Genomic DNA, 19156 nt, shown 5'->3' on the forward strand with positions numbered 1-19156 from the left:
CGATGCCGGCCACGCCAGCAGTTCGCGCAGCCACGCCGACGTGGCAGCCCAGGACCCGCCGCCTGGCTCACCACCGTCGTTCTGCCCGGGATTGGGAGTCATTAATCGATGTTACATGATGGATCGAGCCACGATCACCCTGTAACATCAGGAACAGTAAATATTACATATAAAACAAATAATTGAATTATTTTATATGAATACAAACAAACTGAAACTCACTATTTACGCCGATTTATAGCTACGCCGAGATATAGCTTCGGGAGCAAGGTCGCAGGTTCAAATCCTGTCGCCCCGACCAAAAAATCAGTAGCTGCAATGAACAGGGCCGCTCATCGAAGCGGCTTTTTTGTTGCTTCGAAATCCAGCGTCGCGGACGCTCAGGGGCGTCCGAGCGACAGCGCTCGAACCACTTCGCACTTGAGCAGTTCGTGCAGCGCCTTGATCGATAGCTTGGGGTTGACGAGCCAGCGATAGATCAGGCCATCGGCGGAGGAACAGAAGAGCTCCGCGACCAAGGCGGCATCGAGATCGGCATGCACGCTGCCATCCTTCTTCCCGAGCTCGATCCAGCGCTGGACATCGCGGCGCTGCGCGGCGTGGGCCTTGGCGACGTTGGTGCGAAACTGCGCGCTCGGATCGATGCTCGCGAAGCGCAGCAGATACATCGCCCGGATCTCGTTCGGCACTTCGCGCACGAAGGCATGCAGCGCGTCGACGATGCGCGACAAAGCCTCGCCACCGCTGCGATCGCCCACCGCTTGCTGCACCCGGTCGATCCAGTCGGCGACGACCACGTCGTGCACGTGCGCGAGCAGGTTCGCCTTGTTTCCGTAGCGATGGGTGACGAGCCCGCGCGAATAGCCGGCGCGTTCGCCGATGGCGGCAAGCGTGGCGCCCGGAATTCCGCTCTCGACGATCAGGGCGATGGCGGCCTCGAACATCCGCTGATCGGACAAGGCCGTGCGTTCTTCTTGAGTGCGGCGGACTCGGACTGCTTCGGACATTTATTCACTTACTTGTCAATGACAAAAACCGTAACTATTTGACTGTCCGGCGTCAACAAGCCGAGTCCTTCGCTTCACCACCCTTGCGATCCGATTCAAGGCCGCTGCGAGAACCCGCGGTCCCAGATCAGCATTCCGGCCAGCATCGCCACGCAGAACCACAGCACGTCGCGCGATCCGGTCAGCAGCGAAACCACCGCGGGCCCCGGGCAATAACCCGCCAGTCCCCAACCGATTCCGAACAGTGCCGCGCCACCGATCAGCCTCGCGTCGAGATCGCGACGAACCGGCACGTCGAAGCGGTCTGCGAACAATGGCCGAGCGCGACGGCGCGTGAGCCAGTACGCCGGAATGTTGAACAACAGCGCTCCGCCCATGACGAAGGCGAGCGTCGGATCCCAATGGCCGAACAGATCGAGAAAACCCTGCACGCGTGACGGATCGGTCATGCCCGAAAGCACCAGACCGGCACCGAACAGGATGCCGGCGAGCGTTGCGGCGACACCGTTCAGGGGAGCGTTCATGACACCGCTCCGAGCAGGCGCAGCACGAGCACGGTCGCGATGCCCGCACCCATGAACGTCAGCGTGGCGACGATCGAGCGGCGCGAGAATCGCGCGATGCCGCAGACGCCGTGGCCCGAGGTACAGCCATTGCCCACGCGCGTGCCGAAGCCGACGAGCAGCCCGGCGATCAGCGTCACCGCGAGGCTGCCCGCGACCGGCGTGTGCTGGAAACCCGCCAGCTTCGCCATCATCAGGCCGCCGGCGATCAGGCCGAGCACGAACAGCAGGCGCCAGCGCCGGCCACCGCCCGGCTGAGCGCTCAGCAAGCCACCGATCACGCCACTGATGCCGGCGATGCGTCCGTTGGCCGCCAGCAGCAACGCAGCCGCCGCTCCGATCAGCAAGCCGCCCGCGAGCCCGCGCTGCCAGGCGGCGATATCCATCACGATCTGCATTGCAGTCCCCTATCCCCAAAATCCGAGCCGTGACTATAAGCCCGGCCGCTGGCCTGGTTCAGTTTGGCACCGCTATAGTCCCGGCGCTGCCGCGCCTGTTCGCGCAGTGATCCAGACCTTTCAAGTCCAGACAAAGGATGTACGCATGAAGAACCGATTCGCACCGGCCTGGGGCCTCGTTTTCATCGCCACCGCCGCGCTGGCGGGCTGCAACAAACCCAAGCTCGATCCGGCCACCGAAGCCGTCATGAAGGAGCGCCACGATGGTTTCGAGAAGATCGGCGACAACTTCAAGCTCGTGAACGACAAGCTCAAGGCCGGCGGCGGACTCGACGAGGAAACCGCCGCCGCGGCGCGCACGATCAGCGTCGAAGCCACCAAGATCGCGAACTGGTTCCCGCAGGGCTCGGGCCCCGAGACCGGCGCGAAAACCGAGGCCAAGGCCGATATCTGGGGCAACCCGGACGACTTCGGCAAGAAGCGCGAGGACCTGGTGACCGAATCCGCGCGCTGGGTGCAACTCGCCGACGCCGGCGACGCCGCCGGCTTCGCGGCGCAGACCAAGACCGTCGGCGGTACCTGCAAGGCCTGCCACGACAGCTACCGCCAGAAGAAGTAAGGACGATGCGATGATCGAGCCCGCCCTCACCACGCGCACGCGCATCTGGGATCTGCCGACACGCGTGTTCCACTGGTCGTTGGCGGGCTTGTTCTGCTTTTCGTGGTGGTCCGCCGAAAACGCGCGCATGGATTGGCATCGCATTTCGGGTTACGTGCTGCTCGCGCTGCTGCTGTTTCGCTGGTACTGGGGTTTCGCGGGCAGCACCCCATCGAGATTTTCCAGCTTCGTCAAAGGCCCGCGCGAGGTGCTCGACTACGCGGCGCATTTCTTCACGCGACCGGGCCCGGTCACGCCCGGACATAATCCGATGGGCGGCTGGAGCGTGCTCGCGCTGATCGCGCTGCTGAGCCTGCAAGTGTTCACGGGCCTGTTCGCGGTCGACACCGATGGCCTCGAATCCGGCCCGCTCGCCACGCTCGTGAGTTTTGCCACCGGGCGTTCGTACGCGAACGTGCACGGCCTCAACTTCGACCTGCTGCTGATCCTCGTCGGCCTGCACGTGGCCGTGGTGCTGTTCTACCTGCTCTACAAGCGCCAGAACCTGATCACGCCGATGTTCACGGGCGACAAGCGCCTGCCGCCGGAAGCCTCGCCGCCGCTGCAGTTCGCTTCGATGAGCAAGGCGCTCGCGGGTGCCGTCGTGGCGGTGGTGATCAGCGTGTTGATCGCTCGCGCATAAGTCGAGGCGCAAGCCATGAAAAAGCCGGCACTGGGCCGGCTTTTTCATGATTGCTCACCGCATCGCGGCGCTTACTTCACTTCGATGCTCAGCGCGCGTAGCGGGGTCGACGCACCGATCGGCGCGACCAGCGTCGCCTGCCCGGTCGCCAGGTTCACGCGATAGAGGCTCGACTGCGCGGCCCCGTCGGTGACCAGCGCGGCGAGTGCGAAGCCATTCGCTCCACCGGCGATGTCGAAGCCGATCGCGCTCGCGTCGGTGAGGTTCACACCGAGCGTGTTGACGCTCCGGAGCACGCCGTCGTTCGGCGGCGCCTGCAGGCTCAGGCCGGCGCTGTTGCCGTCGATCACGAACAGCTGCGTCGCCGTCGAGGCGCGGAAGCTGTTCGTGTACGCGGCAGCGACCGCCTGCGGCGGACGCGCGAGCGCACCGTCGGTGATGGTGATGCCGTTGCCGACGTTGATGCGCAGGTTCTGCCCTGCATCGCCGACCACGCGCAGGCGATCCGGCACCGGGTTGAAGTCGATGCCGAACGCGGCACCGGCCAGACCCGTGTACGGAGCACTGGCGTCGGTCGGATCGGCCGTCAGCGCAGGCGCGGCGGTGGCGACGCCGGTGGCGGTGTCGATCGTGTAGACCGTGCCGGTCGACGACAGGCCGTAGAGCGCGCCGGTCGCCGGGCGGAAGTCGATGTCGATCAGCGCGTCACCGGCGGCGAGGCCGGTGATGAGAACCGGAGCCGACACCATTGCCGGAGCGCTCGCCGCGAAGCTCACGAGCGCGTCGACGCCCGCCGCGCCGACGAGCGCGACGATGGTCGGATCGGCCGGTGCGACGGCGGCCGGGGCGATCGCCAGGCCCTTGACGCCGGCGATGCCGATCGCGCCGATGCTCGTCGCGCGCGCGGCCGAGAACGCCGAGCTCACGTCGATGCGATACAGCGAGGTCACCGCGTTGACCGTAAGCGCCGCGAAAGCGCTGTCCACGCCGACGATGTCGAAGCCGTTGACGCTGCTCGCGTCGACGCCGAGCGGACCGCGATCCTTGAGCACGCCGTCGTTCGGCGGCGCCTGCAGGAACAGCCGGTCGCTGGCCGGATCGATCACGAACAGGCTCGTCGTGGCGGTACCCGCGAAGCTGTTGGTGTAGGCCGCGCCACTCACGCCGAAGGCGCCGTACGAGAGCACGCCGTCGGTGAAGGTGTTGCCGGCATCCGGATTGGCCACGCGCAGATTGCGCCCGGCGTTGCCGACGATGCGCAGCGCGACCGGACCGGTCGGGTTGAAGTCGACGCCGTAGGCGCTGTCGGCACCGAGGCCGGCGTAGGCATCGCTCGTATCGGTCGCATCGGCCGCGAGCATCGAGGCCGCGGTCAGCGCCGCGGTGGCGGTATCGACCGTGTACAGACGACCCGCGCTCGTGAACGCGTAGAGCTTGCCGGTCGACGGACGGAAGTCCAGGCCGAGCACGCTTTCGCCACCCTGCAGGCCGCTGAGCGCTCCGACCGTGGTCACCGTGCCGGGCGTCGCGGGCGAGAACTTCACGAGTTCGTCGCCCGAAGTCAGGCCGTAGACCGTCGCCACCGCCGGAGCCGCGAACGCGGTGACGCCGAGCAGGCGCTCACCGCCACCGACCGTGCCGAGGCTGGCGCTCGCCGCGCCGGTCGCGAGGTCGATCGTGTGCAGCGTGGTCGCCGCCGTACCCTGCGCGTTGACCGCGATCGTCGCGGTGTTGTCGCTGCCGTTGATGTCGAAGCCGTTGAGGCCCGAGATATCGACACCGAGGCTGCCGACGACGCTGAGTTCGCCCGCGTTCGGATTGGTCGAGGTCAGCAACTGGTCGTTGGCGCTGTCGAGGTAGTACGTGGTCGTCGTCAGCGAGGCCGCGTTGCCGCCCGCGAGGCTGTTGGTGTAGCCGACCGCCGTCGCGCCGCGAGCGCTGCCGCCCACGTTGAGCGCACCGTCGACCGTGGTCGCGCCGGTGCTCACGTCGATGCGCAGGTTCTGGCCGGTGTCGGAGGTCACGCGCAAGCGATCCGGAACCGGGTTGAAGTCGACGCCGAACTCGCTGCCCGCGAGCGCCGTGGTCAGCGTGGACTTGAGCGTGGCCGCGCCGGTGGTCTTGTCGATCGTGTAGAGCTTGCTCGCGTTGCTGAGTGCGTAGAGCAGGCCATCGGCCGGACGCGTATCGAAGCCGACCAGCGACTCGCCCGCGGGCAGGCCGCCGATCGCGCTCGAGGTGCAGAGCTTGGCCGGAGCCGCGCGATTGAAGCTCACGAGCTTGTTGCTCTCGGTCAGGCCCAGCGTGTCGCCGACGGCCTGCGGGCGAGTGCCCGGCGCAATGGCGAGCGCGAGGCCCGAATACGCGCTCGTGGCGAGCGGCAGGGCGCCGATGCGCGTCGCCGCGCCGGTGCTCAGGTCGATCGAGTACAGCGCCGTGCTGCCGCTCACCGACAGCGCCGCGAGCGCGGTGTTGGCGCCCGCGGCGTCGGTGGCGATGTCAAAGGCGTTGACCGCATCGACGTCGACGCCGAGAGGGCCGACGACGACCGCCGTGCCGTCGTTCGGCGGGTTCTGCATGAGCAGCTGGTTGCTCTGCGCGTCGATCGCATAGAGCGTGGTGCGGCAGGCCGCGCCGAAGGAATTCGTGTAGGCGGCCGTCGAGTAGCCGGTCGCGGCGCCGTTGATCGCGCCGTCGGTGATGGTGGCGCCGGTATCGACGTTGATGCGCAGGTTCAGGCCGGTGTCGGACACCACGCGCAGGCGATCCGGAACCGGGTTGAAGTCGACGCCGAAGCGCGCGCCCGACAGGCTCGCGTACGGATTGCTGGTGTCGGAGACGTCGGCGATCAGCGTCGACTTGAGCGTCGCCGCGCCGGTGCCGGCGTCGATCGTGTAGAGCTTGCCGGCGCTCGACAGCGCGATCAGCGCGCCATCGGCCGGACGGCGATCGAGGCCGACCAGGGTTTCGCCGGCAGCCAGGCCGCTGATGGTGACGACGCTCGTCGCGCTGGCCGGGGCCGCTCGATTGAAAGTCACGAGCTGGTTGCCGACCAGGCCGACGGAATCACCGACCGCGTCGTTGTCGACGATGGTGACGGTGGCCGTCGCCGGCGAGCCGAGGTTGGCGAGAAACGGCTCGGACAGCGTCACCGTGAAGGTTTCGTTGCCCTCGATGATCGTGTCTTCGAGGATGGGCACGACGATGCTCTTGGGTTCGGCGTCGCCGACGCTCCAGCTCAACGTCCCGGAAGCCGTGGTGAAGTCGGCGCCTGCGGTCGCGGTAGCCGCGCTCACCGAGTAGTTCACGCGCGCCTCGGTCAGATTCGGGCCATTGCGGAACACCGTGATCGTCGCGGTGCCGGCGCCTTCTTCGACCGAATAGTTGGCGGCGCTCAACAGCACTTCGCCGGCCTGCGGGCCCTTGTTGCTGCAGGCATTGAGCAGGAATACGGCAGGCAGCACGGCGGCTATCGGGCTTTTCGCCCAGCGGCTATTCATTTGCATCTCCCTTGATGGTGCGCGCTGCCTTCATGGCGGCGCTTGGAAGACGAGCTCCAGTGCCCGTCGTTGGGAGTGCTACGGCAGCTCGCAGCGCCCGGATGCAGAAACCCGAACGATTCCTCAGATCGGCCTTTTCGGCCCGTCCGCACACCGAAGACGATGCCTGCTCCGCCGAAACGGGCGCGGACATCACCGCGGCAAGAGACTCAACGCCGCTTGTCGGGCTCGCGCCGGAAGCGCTTCTGCGCCTGATGGACCGGCTTGTCCTGCTGCTTGCGCTCGGCCATCTGCCGAGGCGAGCGCGCGAGCGCCGTCAGTTCGTCGCGCAGCTTGCGGTAGCTGGCCAGTCGTTCGGCCGGCAGGCCGGCGACGACGGCGCAGCCGGGCTCGCGCTCGTGCGCGCAATCGGAATAGCGGCACTGCGCCGCGAGCGCGGCGACGTCATCGAAGGCGTCCTTCTCCACCGATTCGCGGCCGGCCAGGCGCAGCTCGCGCAGGCCCGGGGTATCGATCAGGCAGGCACCGCCCGGCAGCTGGCGCAGGCTGCGCACCGTGGTGGTGTGCCTGCCGGTGTCGTCGCCCTCGCGCGTCGCCTGTGTCTTCTGCACCGACACGCCGAGCAGCGCATTCATGCAGGTCGATTTGCCGACGCCCGAGGAGCCCAGCAGCACCAGCGTGGTTCCGGGCGATCGATACGGCGCGAGCCGTTCAGGCACATCGTCGTGGCGCGGATCGAGCGCGTGTACCGGCGTCGCCGGTCCGGCCAGCCGCTGGATTTCTTCGATGCGCGCCTCGACGTTCTCGCAGCGATCGGGTTTGGTCAGCAGCACCACCGGCATCAGGCCGGCGGACCTCACCGTGAGCAGATAGCGTTCGAGCCGGTTCGGGCTGTAATCGCCGTCGAGCCCCATCACGAGCAGGGCGCAATCGGCATTGGCGACGATGCGCTGGCGCGAGCCATCGGCCATGCCGCGCACGAGCAGGCTGGAGCGCGGCAGGCAGTGCACGATGCGCTGCGGATCGCTGCCGCGATCGAGCACGACCCAGTCGCCGACCGACAAACCGTCGTCCTGCTGTCGCAGCGATTGCAGCAGCGTGGGATTCATCTCGACGCTGGCGGTTTCGAGGCCGTCGTGAACGACGAAATGATGGCGATGCTGTTCGACGACGCGCGCCGGGGCGAAGGCATCGCCATGCAGATCGAGCGCCGCGAGCTCGCGGCCGCAACGCTCGGTCCAGCCGAGCGCGGCTAGCGCGGGCGGCAGTTGATTCGAAGACATGGAAAACCCTGTGAAGCAGAGCGGCAGGGCGCCGCGCCGCAGTGGGCGCAGCGAAGGATTTCGAAGCACGCCGCACCGCCGGGCCGGCAGGGACCGGCATCGGCGAAAACGCGCTTCGAGCGCTCAGGCAAAGACAGTCACAGGCATCGAGGGGATCGGGCGACCAAGCGGGTCGCGGGGCGCATGATGGCGAGCGCCTTGCGCCCGGTCAACGCAAGACGGGTTTCAGCCCAGCGCCCCGATCAGCCGCACGCGCTTGCTCTCGGGCACTTCGTTGTATGCGAGCACGTGCAGGTCCGGCACGGTCTGGCGCGTGAAGCGCGACAGCAGCGGCCTCAGCGGCCCCGGAACCAGCAGCACGGCCGGCTGGCCGATCGCGGTCTGGCGCTGCACGCCGTCGGCGATCGACTGCTGCATGCGTTCGGCGAGGCCCGGCTCCAGCGCGAGACTGCCGGCGTTGAGCGTGTCCTGCAGCAGACGCTCGAGCTGCGGGGCCAGCGTATACGCCGGCAGCTCGGCCTCCATGCCATTGATGTCCTGCACGATCTGGCGTCCGAGCGTGATGCGGACGGCCGAAGCGAGCGCCACCGGATCGTGGCTCTTGGGCGCCACTTCGGCGAGCGCCTCGGCGATGCTGCGGAACGCGCGGATCGGCACGCGATCGGCCAGCAGGCTCTTGAGCACCTTGACGAACACCGCCATCGGCAGGGTCTTCGGCACGAGCTCTTCGGCAAGCTTGGGCGAAGCCTTGGCGAGATTGCTCAGCAGCGCCTGCGCCTCGTCGTGGCCGAACAGGTCCGAGGCGTGCTGGCCAATCAGATGCGACAGGTGGGTGGCGACGACCGTGGCCGGATCGACCACCGTGTAGCCCATCGACTGCGCGTGGTCGCGCGCCCCGCGTTCGATCCAGGTGGCGTCGAGTCCGAAGGTCGGGTCCTTGGCGGCGATGCCGGTGATGGTGCCGAGCGCGCGGCCCGAATCGAGCGCCATGAACTTGTCCGCGTGCACCGAGCCGCTCGCCAGCGGCACGCCGTTGAGCGTCACGCGATAGGCGTTCGGCGACAGCTCGAGGTTGTCGCGGATGTGCACGGGCGGAATCAGAAAGCCCAGGTCCTGCGTGAGCTTCTTGCGCACGCCCTTGATGCGCGCCATCAGTTCGCCGCCCTGCTTGGCGTCGACGAGCGGAATCAGCCGGTAGCCCACTTCGAGCCCGAGCGCGTCTTCGGGCGCGACGTCTTCCCAGCTCAGCTCGGGCAGCTTGCTCGGGGCCGGCAGCGCCTCCTGGGTCTTCCGGGCCTCGACCGCCTGGAGCTTGCGCCGGGACAGCCTGAACGCGAGGTAGCCGCAGCCCGCCGCGAGCGACAGGAACACCAGGTTCGGCATGCCCGGAATGACGCCGAGCAGCGCGAGCACCGCGGCCGCGATGCCGAGCGCCTTGGCCTGGCCGAAGATCTGCGCCGCGAGCTGCTGGCCCATGTCCTGGGCCTTGGACATGCGCGTCACCAGGATCGCCACCGCGGTCGACAGCAGCAGCGCCGGAATCTGCGCGACGAGGCCGTCGCCGATCGTCAGCAGCGTGTAGTTCCTGGCCGCCTCGGCGATCGGCAGATCGTGCTCCATCGTGCCGATCAGCAATCCGCCGATGATGTTGATGACCAGCACGAGCAGGCCGGCGATGGCGTCACCGCGCACGAACTTGCTCGCGCCGTCCATCGAGCCGTAGAAGTCGGCTTCCTCGCGCACGTCCTCGCGACGGGCTTTCGCCTCCTCGCGCGTCAACAAACCGGCGTTGAGGTCGGCGTCGATCGCCATCTGCTTGCCGGGCAGCGCGTCGAGCACGAAGCGCGCGGAGACTTCCGACACGCGCTCGGCGCCCTTGGTGACGACGACGAAATTGATGATCGTGAGGATGATGAACACGATGAAGCCCACCGTGTAATGCCCACCGATCACGAAGTTGCCGAAGGCCTCGATGACCTTGCCGGCCGCATGCGAGCCTTCGTGCCCGTGCAGCAGCACCACGCGCGTCGACGCCACGTTGAGCGCCAGCCGCAGCAACGTCACGCCGAGCAGCACCGTCGGGAACGCCGAGAACTCCAGCGGCCGCATCACGTAGATGACCGCGAGCAGGATCACGATCGACAGCGCGATGTTGAAGGTGAACAACAGGTCCAGCGCGAACGGCGCCAGCGGCACCACCATCATGCCGAGGATCGCGAGCAGGACCACTGGAGCGCCGAGGCCCTTGGAGGCTCCGCCGCGCAGGAGCGAGAGGAAGGAGTTCGGGTTGTTCACGCCGCTGCCGTACAAGCGGCGTGCCCGCGACATTCGCCGGGGCGGATTCTTAAACGAACGGTTGGCACTGAAGGGCGAGCGGCGGATACCGGGCATCACCTCGCAGATTCCGTTTTTTTCCTACATCGGGATGCGACGCACGTCCTTCTTTGCGCATGGCGAGCAGGCATCCTTTGGGCGCAGACTTTCAATGGCCCTTTCCGACGCGAGCCTTCCCGCCATGTCGACTCTCCAAGCGAATGTTCCGCCGGTGCAGCGCCGCCGCAGCGGGCTGCCGAGCTCAAGTGTCGTCGTCGCCTGAGCCTCGATGAAACGCCTGCTGCTCTCCACCCTGCTCTGCTTCGCCGCCGCCGAGATCTACTTCATCGTCAGCTCGATCACGGTCGGCCATGGCGACATCTCGCGCATCGCGCTCGTCCCGCTCGCCGGCGCGATGATGAGCGCGGGCTCGGTCGCCGCCTACCTGCTCGGAGCCTTGCTGCTGCGAAGCTCGCGCAGGCTGCGGGCGACGCCGGCCTTCATCGTTTCCGGTGCCGCGGTCGGACTGCTGATCTTCCTGCTGCGCGTCTGGTGGCATCTGAGCATCGAATCGACGGTGCCGATGTTCTCGCTGCTGCAGTACATCCTCGCCGGCGTCTGCTGGGGCACGCTCTACGCCGGCTGCGCGCTGCTGGCCCGGCACTGGGTTCCTCCGCTGCCGCAGCAGCCGGCCTCCGCCAAGCTCAAAGCGGCACTGCGCAGCTCCTGAGGGACTGCTACGGTAGCGGCCCGAACGCCGCCGGACCGCCACCGTGCCCCAAGCCCGCTACGACCTCCACATCGCCAACAAGAATTACTCGTCCTGGTCGCTGCGTCCGTGGTTGCTCATGCGTGAACTCGGCATCGGCTTCGACGAGCACCTCGCCGCGTTTTCGCCGGGCTCGAACTGGGACGAATTCCGCCGCTTCTCGCCGACCGGCAAGCTGCCCTGCCTCGTCGATGGCGGCACCGTGGTCTGGGATTCGCTCGGCATCACCGAGTATCTCGCCGAGCGCCACGCCGACGTCTGGCCGGCCGACGCCGCCGCCCGCGCCTGGGCCCGCTGCGCCGCGGCCGAGATGCACTCGGGCTTCGGCGAGTTGCGCAATCAATGCACGATGAACTGCGGCATCCGCGTGCGCCTGCATGCGATCTCGCCGGCGCTGCAGAAGGACATCAGCCGCATCGACGAACTCTGGAACGAAGGGCTGGGCCGATTCGGCGGCCCGTTCCTGGCCGGCGGCAAGTTCAGCGCCGTCGATGCCTTCTACGCCCCGGTGGCATTCCGCGTGCAGACCTACGGCCTGTCGCTGAGCCCGGCCGCGCAGGCCTACGCCGACCGCCTGCTCGCGCTGCCGACGATGCGCGACTGGTACGAGGCCGGCCTCGCCGAAACCTGGCGCGAAGCCGACCACGAAGCCGAAGCGCGCCAGGTCGGCACCTGGCTGCAGGATCTGCGGGCCGCTCCATAACGACGAACACGAGAACGAAACCATGAGCATCGACCGCCGCGTCATCTTCTATCACGCCCCTCAGAGCCGCTCGGCCGGCGTGCGTGCCCTGCTCGAAGAGCTCGGTGCCGACTACGAGTTGCGCGCACTGAACCTCAAGACCGGGCAGACGCGCGAGCCGGCTTATCTCGCGATCAACCCGATGGGCAAGGTGCCGGCGATCGTGCACCTCGGTTCGCTGATCACCGAGCAGCCGGCGATCTACCAGTACCTCGCCGACCTCTATCCCGAAGCCGGCCTCGCCCCGCAGATGGGCGATCCGTTGCGCGGCCCGTTCCTGCGCTGGCTCGCGTTCTACGGCTCCTCGTTCGAGCCCGCGGTGACCGACAAGGCGATGAAGCGCGATCCGGCGCCGCCGTCGATGTGTCCCTACGGCGACTTCGACACCATGATGGCGACCGTCGAAGCGCAGCTCGCGCGGGGCCCGTACATCCTCGGCGACCGCTTCACCTCGGCCGACGTGCTGTGGGGGCTCGCGCTACAGTGGATGCTCGGCTTCGGTCTCGTCGACGGCACGCCGGTGATCAAGGCCTATGTCGAGCGCATCGGCTCGCGGCCGAAGATCGTCGCGGCCGCCGAAGCGGACAAACAGCTGCTGGCCTCGCTGGGCGCCTGAGCGAGTCCGCTCGAAGCGTCGCAGCGGCGCTTCAGCTTTCCGTGGCAAGCTGCGCGGCTGTCGCCACACTTCGAACTCGTGAATCCGAACTCGTCTTCTCCGGTGCTGCAGGTCCAGGGCCTGCGCAAGCAGTACGCTGGCCGCGCGGCCGTCTCGGACGTGTCGTTCGACGTCGGACGCAACGAGATCGTCGGCCTGCTCGGCCCCAACGGCGCCGGCAAGACGACGACGATCAACATGGTGCTCGGCGTGCTCGAGCCGAGCGCGGGCCGCATCCTGATCGAAGGGCTCGACGTGCAGCGCCAGCGCCGCAAGGCGCTTGCGCGGACCAACTTCGCGGCCGTCTACGCGCCGCTGCCGGGCAACCTCACGGTCTATGAGAACCTGCGCTTCTTCGGCCTCGTCTACGCGGTGCGCCATCTCGCGACGCGCATCGAAACGCTGATCGAGCAGTTCGATCTCGTGCGCTTCCGCGACACGCGCTGCGGCGTGCTGTCGTCTGGCGAGCAGACGCGCGTCTGCCTGGCCAAGGCCATGCTCAACGAGCCGCAGTTGCTGCTGCTCGACGAGCCCACGGCTTCGCTGGACCCGGCCACCGCGCGCGACATCCGCGCGCAGATCAAGGCCATCGCCGCGCACGGCGACGGCGGCATCCTGTGGACCTCGCACAACATGCTCGAGGTGCAGGAAGTCTGCGATCGCGTGCTGTTCCTGTCGCGCGGACGCATCCTGCTGCAGGGCGATCCGCGCACGCTGCCGCAGCAGCACGGCGAGGCCACGCTCGACGATCTGTTCGTAAAGCTCGCGCATGAAAACGCCGAGGCGCCGGCATGAGACCCGGAGTACGTCCATCACGGCCAGACTGCGTGGTCTCATGCCCACGCCGACTCGCGACGCCAGAATCCCCATGCTTCGCACGGGGCCCCTCCACGCTGCTCGCGCCGTTATGAGCCTGAAAGGCACCTGGGGCATCGTGCTGCGGCAGTTCTACCTGATGCGCGGCAGCCCGACGCGCCTGCTGCCGATGTTCGCGTGGGTGGCAATCGACATCGTGCTGTGGGGCTACATCACGCGCTATCTCGATACGCTCACGCAGGCGGGCGGCGCGCTGCTGCCGTCCCTGCTCGGTGCGGTACTGCTGTGGGATCTGTTCTCGCGCGTGATGCAGGGCATCACCACCTCGTTCCTCGAGGATGTGTGGTCGCGCAACTTCCTCAACCTGTTCGCCTCGCCACTGTCGGTGACGGACTACGTCGCGGGGCTGGTCCTCACGAGCCTGATCGGCAGCGTCATCGGGCTGGTCGTCATGCTGCTGCTCGCCATGGGCATCTTCGGCTTGTCGTTCGCGAGCTATGGGCTACTGCTGATTCCGTTCCTGCTCGTGCTGTTCCTGTTCGGCATCGCGCTCGGCATCTTCGCGAGCGCGATGGTGCTGCGCCTCGGTCCGGCCTCCGAATGGCTGGTCTGGCCGATTCCGGCGCTGCTGTCTCCGTTCGCGGGCGTGTTCTATCCGCTGTCGACCCTGCCGGGCTGGATGCAGGCCGTCGGTCATGCCTTGCCGCCGTCGTACGTGTTCGAGGGCATGCGCGCGATCGTCGCAGGCCAGCCGTTCGAGGCCCACACGCTGCTCTGGGGCCTTTCGCTGGCGGTCGGCCAGATCGCGCTCGCGGGAGCCTGCTTTCAGTGGGTGTTCCGCTATTCGATCCGCAGCGGCCTGCTCGCGCGCTACAGCGCCGAAAGCGTCGCCTGACTCGATCCGTCCGGCAATGGCCGGACACGCTCGAGTCGGATGGCAAAGCGCTGACAGAAACCGCGTCGAGCCTGAGCCAGACTGCCCGCACCACGAGTCGGGGAGGTCGGAAATGCGCCTCAAACGATGGGCCGGCCTTTGCGCCGGCGGTCTGCTCTGTCTCAGTGCCGCGGTCCAGGCGCACGACGTGCAGCAATTCGAGCACGTGACGAGCCTCAGGCTCACGCTGCGATCGGATCTGCGCCAGCGCGAGGTGATCGTCCTCAAGCCCGATGCGCAGACCGCCGGGCGCGCCCCGGCGATCGTCATGCTGCACTACCTGCACGGCTCGCCGGCCGACATGGCCGACCTGACCGCCGCCGGCCGGCTCGCCCGCGACGCCGGCGCCTGGGTGATCCTGCCCGACGCGGTGCAGGGCAAATGGAATTACGGCAGCGCGAGCGTCAAGACGGTCGACGACGTGAAGTTCCTCGACACGGTGATCGACGCCGTGGCCGAGCGCTTTCCGATCGACACCAGGCGCCTGTACATGAGCGGCTATTCCAACGGCGGGCTCATGGCAGTGCGCTACGCCTGCGAGCGTCCCGAGCGCGTCGCCGCGGTCGGCGTGGTGGCGACCACGATCGAGCAGCTCGACGCCCTGCGTTGCGCCCCGGCCCAGGGCGTGGCGATGCTCTACATCAACGGCGTCGACGACCCGATCGTGCCGTTCGAAGGCAATCTGCTGAAGCGGTCGGCCGACAGCACCCTGGCGCTCTGGCGCGGCTTCAACGACTGCACCGACACCTCCACGAGCGAGCAGCTGCCCGATCGCGTCGACGACGCGACGCGCGTGACGCACAAGGCCTGGCGCGACTGCAGCAGCGGCCTGCCGGTCGAGCAGTACCGCATCGAGGGCGGCGGCCATACCTGGCCCGGAACCCAGCGCTACACCCTGGGCCTGGGCATCACGAGCCAGGATCTCGAAGCCACCGAGGCGATCTGGCAGTTCGTCAGCCGCTACAGCCGCCCGTGAAGGTGGGCACGATGATCACGATCAAATCCTCCTCGATGCTGCTGGCGGCCTCGCTCGCGTTCATCTCGAGCGCAGGGGCGCAAACCTTCACGAGCGCCGAATTCGCCGTCAACGCGACGGTCGCCGGCGACCAGATGCTGCCGGGCGTCGCCGCCCTTCCGGGCGGCGGCTTCGTGGTGGTCTGGGACGGGGAAGACCAGGACGGCAGCCTGTCCGGCATCGTCGCGCAGCGCTACGCGGCCGGCGGCGACAGGCTCGGCGGCGAGTTCGTCGTCAACGAACAAGGCAACGAGCGCCAGAGCAATCCGGCCATCGCGAGCGACGCCCAGGGCCGCTTCCTCGTCGCCTGGAACAGCGCGACGCACACGGCCGAGCACACCGGCGTGTTCGCGCGCCGCTATGCCGCCGACGGGACGCCGGCCGGCGCCTCGTTCCGCGTCAACAGCTCGGGGCGCGACATCTACGCCATCGTCGCGGTGGCGATGAACGCCTCGGGCCAGGCCGTGATCGTCTGGCCCGAGCGTTCGAGCACCGGACTGCCGGTGGCGACCAACAGCTCGTACAGCCACATCGTCGCGCAGCGCTACGCGACCGACGGTGCCGCGCTCGGCGCCCCGATCACGGTCGCGACGAGCCTGCTGACCAACCTGCGCACACCGAGCGTCGGCATCGACGCCGCCGGCGGCTTCGTCGTGAGCTGGAATTCCGACCTTCAGTCCGGCTTGTTGAGCGAGAACTCCAGCCTCGGCCTCGGGCTCGGCGTGTTCGCGCGGCGCTTCGGTGCCGACGGCAAGCCGCTCGCGGCGCAGTTCCGGGTCGATGCGGGCGCGGCGAACGTGATCGTCGACCGGCCCGTCGTCGCGGTGGCGCCGGATGGGCGCTTCGCGCTCGCCTGGCAGACCAATTCGGCGGAAGACCTGTCCGCGCTGGGCGTGCAGCTGCGCCGCTACGGGGCCGACGGCAAGGCCATCGAAGCACCGCTGCAGCCCGATGAGGTGGGAATGCGGCGGCGTCCCGCGCTGAGCTACGCAGCCGACGGGCGCCTGCTCGTCGCCGCGCATTCGGCCGGTATCTACGTGCGTGGCTACGCGGCGGGCGGCGCGCCGATCGGACCGAGCCAGCGCGCCGACGGGGGCGCCGCGAGCAACGCGGTACAGCTGCCCGTGCTCGCGCAGACGCAGGCGGGAGCGGCGATGGCCTGGCAGAGTTTCGGCCAGGACGGCGACGGGCGCGGCATCCGCGCGAGGCTCATCGCGCCCTGAGCGGAGCCGACTGCGAGCGCGATCTTTTCGCTAACGGTCCGATCAGGGCCCAGGCGTTAAAGTGTGCGCATGAACACTCCCACGAAAAGCGCCACGCTCGACTCCCTGGAGTTCACCAACCGTTTCGCACGGCTCGACGGTCCGTTCCACGCCCAGGTGGAGCCGCAGCCGCTGTCCGACGTTCGCCTGCTGCATCTCAACGCGCCGCTCGCCGAACGGCTCGAGCTCGATCCGAGTGCCGCCGCGCAAGACCCCGGCTTCATCGCCGCGATGGCCGGCAATCGCAAGCTCGCCGGCGGGGCCTATGTCGCGAGCGTCTATGCAGGCCATCAGTTCGGCACGCTGGTTCCGCAGCTCGGCGACGGCCGCGCCAACCTGATCGGCGAGGTCCGCACGCCGTCGGGCGAGCAGTTCGAACTGCAGCTCAAGGGCTCGGGCCAGACCCCGTTCTCGCGCTTCGCCGATGGCCGCGCGGTGCTGCGCTCCAGCATTCGCGAATACCTGTGCAGCGAGGCCATGCACGCGCTCGGCATTCCGACCACGCGCGCGCTGTCGCTGGTCGGCGCGAGCGATCCGGTGCAGCGCGAGCGCATCGAGCGCGCCGCCGTGGTCTGCCGCGTGGCCCCGAGCTTCGTGCGCTTCGGGCACTTCGAGTTCTTCTATTTCCGCAACCGGCACGAGGAAATCCGCCAGCTCGCCGATCACGTGATCGAGGCGCACTACCCGCACCTGGCCGGCTTCCCCGAGCGTTACGCGGCCTGGCTCAGCGAGATCGTGCAGCGCACCGCCAAACTGATGGCGCAATGGCAGTCCGTGGGCTTCTGCCACGGCGTCATGAACACCGACAACATGAGCGTGCTGGGCCTGACGATCGATTACGGCCCGTATGGCTTCCTCGATGGCTTCGACGCGCACCACATCTGCAATCACAGCGACGAAGGCGGCCGCTACGCCTACGATCGCCAGCCCGTGATCGGCCAGTGGAATTGCAGCAAGCTGCTGCAGGCCACGTTGCCGCTGCTGCACGAAGACCCGGATCAGTCCGTCGAGATCGCCAACGCGATCCTCACGCGCTATCCGGCCGACTACATGAACGAGATGATGAGCCTCTGGCGGCGCAAGCTCGGCATCGTCAGCGAGCAGGACGAAGACCGCGAACTGATCAATCGCTTCCTGAACCTGCTCGACAAGGGCAAGAGCGACTTCACGCGCAGCTTCCGCGCGTTGTCGAATTTGCGCGACGGCGACGACCGGCCGGCGATGCGCGACGAGCTGCTCGACCAGGCCGCGTTCGACGCCTGGCTGCCGGACTATCGCGCCCGGCTCGCCCAGGACGGCCAGCCCGAGGCCGAGCGCCACCATGCGATGCGCGCCGTCAACCCGAAATACGTGCTGCGCAATCACCTCGCACAGGCGGCGATCGCGCAAGCCGAGGCCGGCGACGCGAGCGAGATCGACCGGCTGTTCCGCGTGCTGCAGCGCCCCTACGACGAGCAGCCCGAGTCCGAAGCCTATGCAGCCGAGCCGCCGCCCGAAGCGCGCCACATCAGCGTGAGCTGCTCGTCCTGAACAGAATCGCGAGGAGAACGCCATGCGCAGACGCCAGCTGACCGACAACGCCGACTGCGACGACATCCTGCACTGGCTCGATGCGCACAGCGTCAGCGTCACGCAGGGCCTGCCCGCGCAGCTGCTCAACAAGCGCTGGGAGCAGGCCGGACGCTCGACCGCGCAACTCGGGCCGGCGCTCAAGCTGCTGTTCGATCAGGACTGGGTCGCGATCACACCAGACCTCGATCCGCCGCACCTGCGCTTTTCGAGCGACGGCTTTCGCAAGCTCATCGAAGCGCCGCTGATCGAGGAGCCCGAGACCGTCGCGGAAGCGATCGCCGAACCCGCGCCGGTCGTCGCACCAACGGCGGCGGAACGGCCTGTCACCGCGCCGGCAACCGCGGCGCCCTCGCCGGCTGCGGCCCCGTCCGCCGCCACGTTCCGTGGCCCGAGCGAACTGCGCCTGCGCAACGACATTCTCGGCGTCTATCGCGAACTCAAGCTCAAGGCCGGCGCGCGGCTGATCGGCATGACCCTGTCGCGCTACTGGCAGGAGCTCGGCAATCGCGCGGGCGATCTGCGCGACGGCATCGACGTGCTCGTTCGCGACGGCTTCCTGCAACCCCGCATGGTCGGCATCGACAGGCACTGGATGCTGACCACCGAAGGCGAGAGCTTCATGAACGGTCCCGCGGCTCCGCCCGCGCTGGCCCGGCTCGCGCCGGCGCTCGACAAGATTTCGCTGACACCGCCGGCCGACGAGCTGCGACTGCTGACCGCGCGCGTGATCGTCGCCGAGCTCGATCCGGGCCAGGGCCGGCTCGACTACGGCTCGCTGCGCCCGGCCTGGATGCAGCGCACGCGCCTCGATGACAACGCGCTGCTGCACGGCCTCGACATGCTCAACAAGCTGGCCTGCGTGCAATTGCACGACAGCACGCCGCTCGACATCGAGATCACCGCCGCAGGCCGCACGCTGGCCTCGCAGGAAACGCCCAAGCTCGCCAAGGTGCTGTCACTGCTCAACAAGGCGCTCGGCGGCTGAGGCCGCCGCCAAACGCTCTCCAACACCGGAATATCCAAGGA

General features: G+C 67.9%; 18 protein-coding genes. 12 read left to right on the plus strand and 6 right to left on the minus strand.

Going from position 1 to position 19156, the window contains the following annotated elements; all coding sequences use genetic code 11:
* Nucleotides 1–380: 380 nt before the first annotated feature.
* The 3 genes from AC3WUM_RS11620 to AC3WUM_RS11630 all read right to left on the minus strand — a co-directional run bounded on the left by AC3WUM_RS11620 (nucleotide 381) and on the right by AC3WUM_RS11630 (nucleotide 1968).
* Nucleotides 381–959 (minus strand): TetR/AcrR family transcriptional regulator, encoded by a 579-nt coding sequence (locus AC3WUM_RS11620; protein ID WP_492410478.1) that lies wholly within the window; start codon nucleotides 957–959, stop codon nucleotides 381–383.
* 143 nt (nucleotides 960–1102) lie between these two features.
* Nucleotides 1103–1531, minus strand: a complete 429-nt coding sequence (locus tag AC3WUM_RS11625) for a DUF6691 family protein (protein WP_492410480.1) — start codon at nucleotides 1529–1531, stop codon at nucleotides 1103–1105.
* On the minus strand, nucleotides 1528–1968 hold the full coding sequence (locus tag AC3WUM_RS11630; protein ID WP_492410481.1) for a YeeE/YedE family protein: 441 nt from the start codon (nucleotides 1966–1968) through the stop codon (nucleotides 1528–1530). The genes AC3WUM_RS11625 and AC3WUM_RS11630 overlap by 4 nt, the downstream gene beginning before the upstream one ends.
* A 145-nt stretch (nucleotides 1969–2113) precedes the next feature.
* On the opposite strand from AC3WUM_RS11630, the gene AC3WUM_RS11635 reads away from it, so the two are divergent.
* The gene (locus AC3WUM_RS11635; RefSeq protein ID WP_492410482.1) at nucleotides 2114–2587 is read left to right on the plus strand and encodes a c-type cytochrome; all 474 of its coding nucleotides are present in this window, start codon (nucleotides 2114–2116) and stop codon (nucleotides 2585–2587) included.
* Between the two features lie 10 nt (nucleotides 2588–2597).
* On the plus strand, nucleotides 2598–3269 hold the full coding sequence (locus AC3WUM_RS11640; protein WP_492410483.1) for a cytochrome b/b6 domain-containing protein: 672 nt from the start codon (nucleotides 2598–2600) through the stop codon (nucleotides 3267–3269).
* A gap of 71 nt (nucleotides 3270–3340) precedes the next feature.
* Here the strand turns inward: AC3WUM_RS11640 and AC3WUM_RS11645 are convergent, their stop codons facing one another.
* The 3 genes from AC3WUM_RS11645 to flhA all read right to left on the minus strand — a co-directional run bounded on the left by AC3WUM_RS11645 (nucleotide 3341) and on the right by flhA (nucleotide 10380).
* Nucleotides 3341–6769 (minus strand): DUF4394 domain-containing protein, encoded by a 3429-nt coding sequence (locus tag AC3WUM_RS11645; protein WP_492410484.1) that lies wholly within the window; start codon nucleotides 6767–6769, stop codon nucleotides 3341–3343.
* A 209-nt stretch (nucleotides 6770–6978) separates the two neighbouring features.
* The gene (gene rsgA, locus AC3WUM_RS11650; protein ID WP_492410485.1) at nucleotides 6979–8052 is read right to left on the minus strand and encodes a ribosome small subunit-dependent GTPase A; all 1074 of its coding nucleotides are present in this window, start codon (nucleotides 8050–8052) and stop codon (nucleotides 6979–6981) included.
* Between the two features lie 225 nt (nucleotides 8053–8277).
* A complete protein-coding gene (flhA, locus tag AC3WUM_RS11655) occupies nucleotides 8278–10380 on the minus strand; it encodes a flagellar biosynthesis protein FlhA (RefSeq protein WP_492410486.1) in 2103 nt (700 codons plus the stop codon).
* Between flhA and AC3WUM_RS11660 the strand changes: the two genes are divergently transcribed.
* The 10 genes from AC3WUM_RS11660 (at nucleotide 10340) to AC3WUM_RS11705 (ending at nucleotide 19115) form a co-directional block, all read left to right on the plus strand.
* On the plus strand, nucleotides 10340–10648 hold the full coding sequence (locus AC3WUM_RS11660; protein ID WP_492410487.1) for a hypothetical protein: 309 nt from the start codon (nucleotides 10340–10342) through the stop codon (nucleotides 10646–10648). The genes flhA and AC3WUM_RS11660 overlap by 41 nt on opposite strands.
* A gap of 6 nt (nucleotides 10649–10654) precedes the next feature.
* A complete protein-coding gene (locus AC3WUM_RS11665; RefSeq protein ID WP_492410488.1) occupies nucleotides 10655–11095 on the plus strand; it encodes a hypothetical protein in 441 nt (146 codons plus the stop codon).
* Between the two features lie 43 nt (nucleotides 11096–11138).
* The gene (locus AC3WUM_RS11670) at nucleotides 11139–11837 is read left to right on the plus strand and encodes a glutathione S-transferase family protein (RefSeq protein ID WP_492410489.1); all 699 of its coding nucleotides are present in this window, start codon (nucleotides 11139–11141) and stop codon (nucleotides 11835–11837) included.
* Between the two features lie 22 nt (nucleotides 11838–11859).
* Nucleotides 11860–12492 (plus strand): glutathione S-transferase family protein, encoded by a 633-nt coding sequence (locus AC3WUM_RS11675; protein ID WP_492410490.1) that lies wholly within the window; start codon nucleotides 11860–11862, stop codon nucleotides 12490–12492.
* Between the two features lie 78 nt (nucleotides 12493–12570).
* Complete coding sequence (locus tag AC3WUM_RS11680; RefSeq protein WP_492410491.1) at nucleotides 12571–13326, plus strand: ABC transporter ATP-binding protein; 756 nt, start codon at nucleotides 12571–12573, stop codon at nucleotides 13324–13326.
* A gap of 112 nt (nucleotides 13327–13438) precedes the next feature.
* Entirely contained in the window at nucleotides 13439–14242 is an 804-nt protein-coding gene (locus AC3WUM_RS11685; RefSeq protein ID WP_492410492.1) for an ABC transporter permease, read from the plus strand.
* A 112-nt stretch (nucleotides 14243–14354) separates the two neighbouring features.
* On the plus strand, nucleotides 14355–15257 hold the full coding sequence (locus AC3WUM_RS11690; RefSeq protein WP_492410493.1) for a CE1 family esterase: 903 nt from the start codon (nucleotides 14355–14357) through the stop codon (nucleotides 15255–15257).
* Between the two features lie 11 nt (nucleotides 15258–15268).
* A complete protein-coding gene (locus AC3WUM_RS11695) occupies nucleotides 15269–16519 on the plus strand; it encodes a hypothetical protein (RefSeq protein ID WP_492410494.1) in 1251 nt (416 codons plus the stop codon).
* Nucleotides 16520–16588: 69 nt separating this feature from the next.
* On the plus strand, nucleotides 16589–18088 hold the full coding sequence (locus AC3WUM_RS11700) for a protein adenylyltransferase SelO (RefSeq protein WP_492410495.1): 1500 nt from the start codon (nucleotides 16589–16591) through the stop codon (nucleotides 18086–18088).
* 22 nt (nucleotides 18089–18110) lie between these two features.
* Nucleotides 18111–19115, plus strand: coding sequence for a hypothetical protein (locus AC3WUM_RS11705; protein WP_492410496.1), 1005 nt, complete (start codon nucleotides 18111–18113; stop codon nucleotides 19113–19115).
* The last annotated feature ends 41 nt before the right edge of the window (nucleotides 19116–19156 follow it).

This window comes from Hydrocarboniphaga sp. FW305-C-57, from assembly GCF_058783045.1.

What these genes read in the sequence shown, in the direction of transcription:
- AC3WUM_RS11685 (WP_492410492.1), top strand. Translation starts at nt 13,439, where the DNA reads ATGAGCCTGAAAGGCACCTGGGGCATCGTGCTGCGGCAGTTCTACCTG.
- AC3WUM_RS11700 (WP_492410495.1), top strand. Translation starts at nt 16,589, where the DNA reads ATGAACACTCCCACGAAAAGCGCCACGCTCGACTCCCTGGAGTTCACC.
- AC3WUM_RS11625 (WP_492410480.1), bottom strand. Translation starts at nt 1,531, where the DNA reads ATGAACGCTCCCCTGAACGGTGTCGCCGCAACGCTCGCCGGCATCCTG.
- AC3WUM_RS11640 (WP_492410483.1), top strand. Translation starts at nt 2,598, where the DNA reads ATGATCGAGCCCGCCCTCACCACGCGCACGCGCATCTGGGATCTGCCG.
- flhA (WP_492410486.1), bottom strand. Translation starts at nt 10,380, where the DNA reads ATGTCGCGGGCACGCCGCTTGTACGGCAGCGGCGTGAACAACCCGAAC.
- AC3WUM_RS11630 (WP_492410481.1), bottom strand. Translation starts at nt 1,968, where the DNA reads ATGCAGATCGTGATGGATATCGCCGCCTGGCAGCGCGGGCTCGCGGGC.
- AC3WUM_RS11675 (WP_492410490.1), top strand. Translation starts at nt 11,860, where the DNA reads ATGAGCATCGACCGCCGCGTCATCTTCTATCACGCCCCTCAGAGCCGC.
- AC3WUM_RS11635 (WP_492410482.1), top strand. Translation starts at nt 2,114, where the DNA reads ATGAAGAACCGATTCGCACCGGCCTGGGGCCTCGTTTTCATCGCCACC.
- AC3WUM_RS11645 (WP_492410484.1), bottom strand. Translation starts at nt 6,769, where the DNA reads ATGAATAGCCGCTGGGCGAAAAGCCCGATAGCCGCCGTGCTGCCTGCC.
- AC3WUM_RS11690 (WP_492410493.1), top strand. Translation starts at nt 14,355, where the DNA reads ATGCGCCTCAAACGATGGGCCGGCCTTTGCGCCGGCGGTCTGCTCTGT.
- AC3WUM_RS11695 (WP_492410494.1), top strand. Translation starts at nt 15,269, where the DNA reads ATGATCACGATCAAATCCTCCTCGATGCTGCTGGCGGCCTCGCTCGCG.
- rsgA (WP_492410485.1), bottom strand. Translation starts at nt 8,052, where the DNA reads ATGTCTTCGAATCAACTGCCGCCCGCGCTAGCCGCGCTCGGCTGGACC.
- AC3WUM_RS11665 (WP_492410488.1), top strand. Translation starts at nt 10,655, where the DNA reads ATGAAACGCCTGCTGCTCTCCACCCTGCTCTGCTTCGCCGCCGCCGAG.
- AC3WUM_RS11705 (WP_492410496.1), top strand. Translation starts at nt 18,111, where the DNA reads ATGCGCAGACGCCAGCTGACCGACAACGCCGACTGCGACGACATCCTG.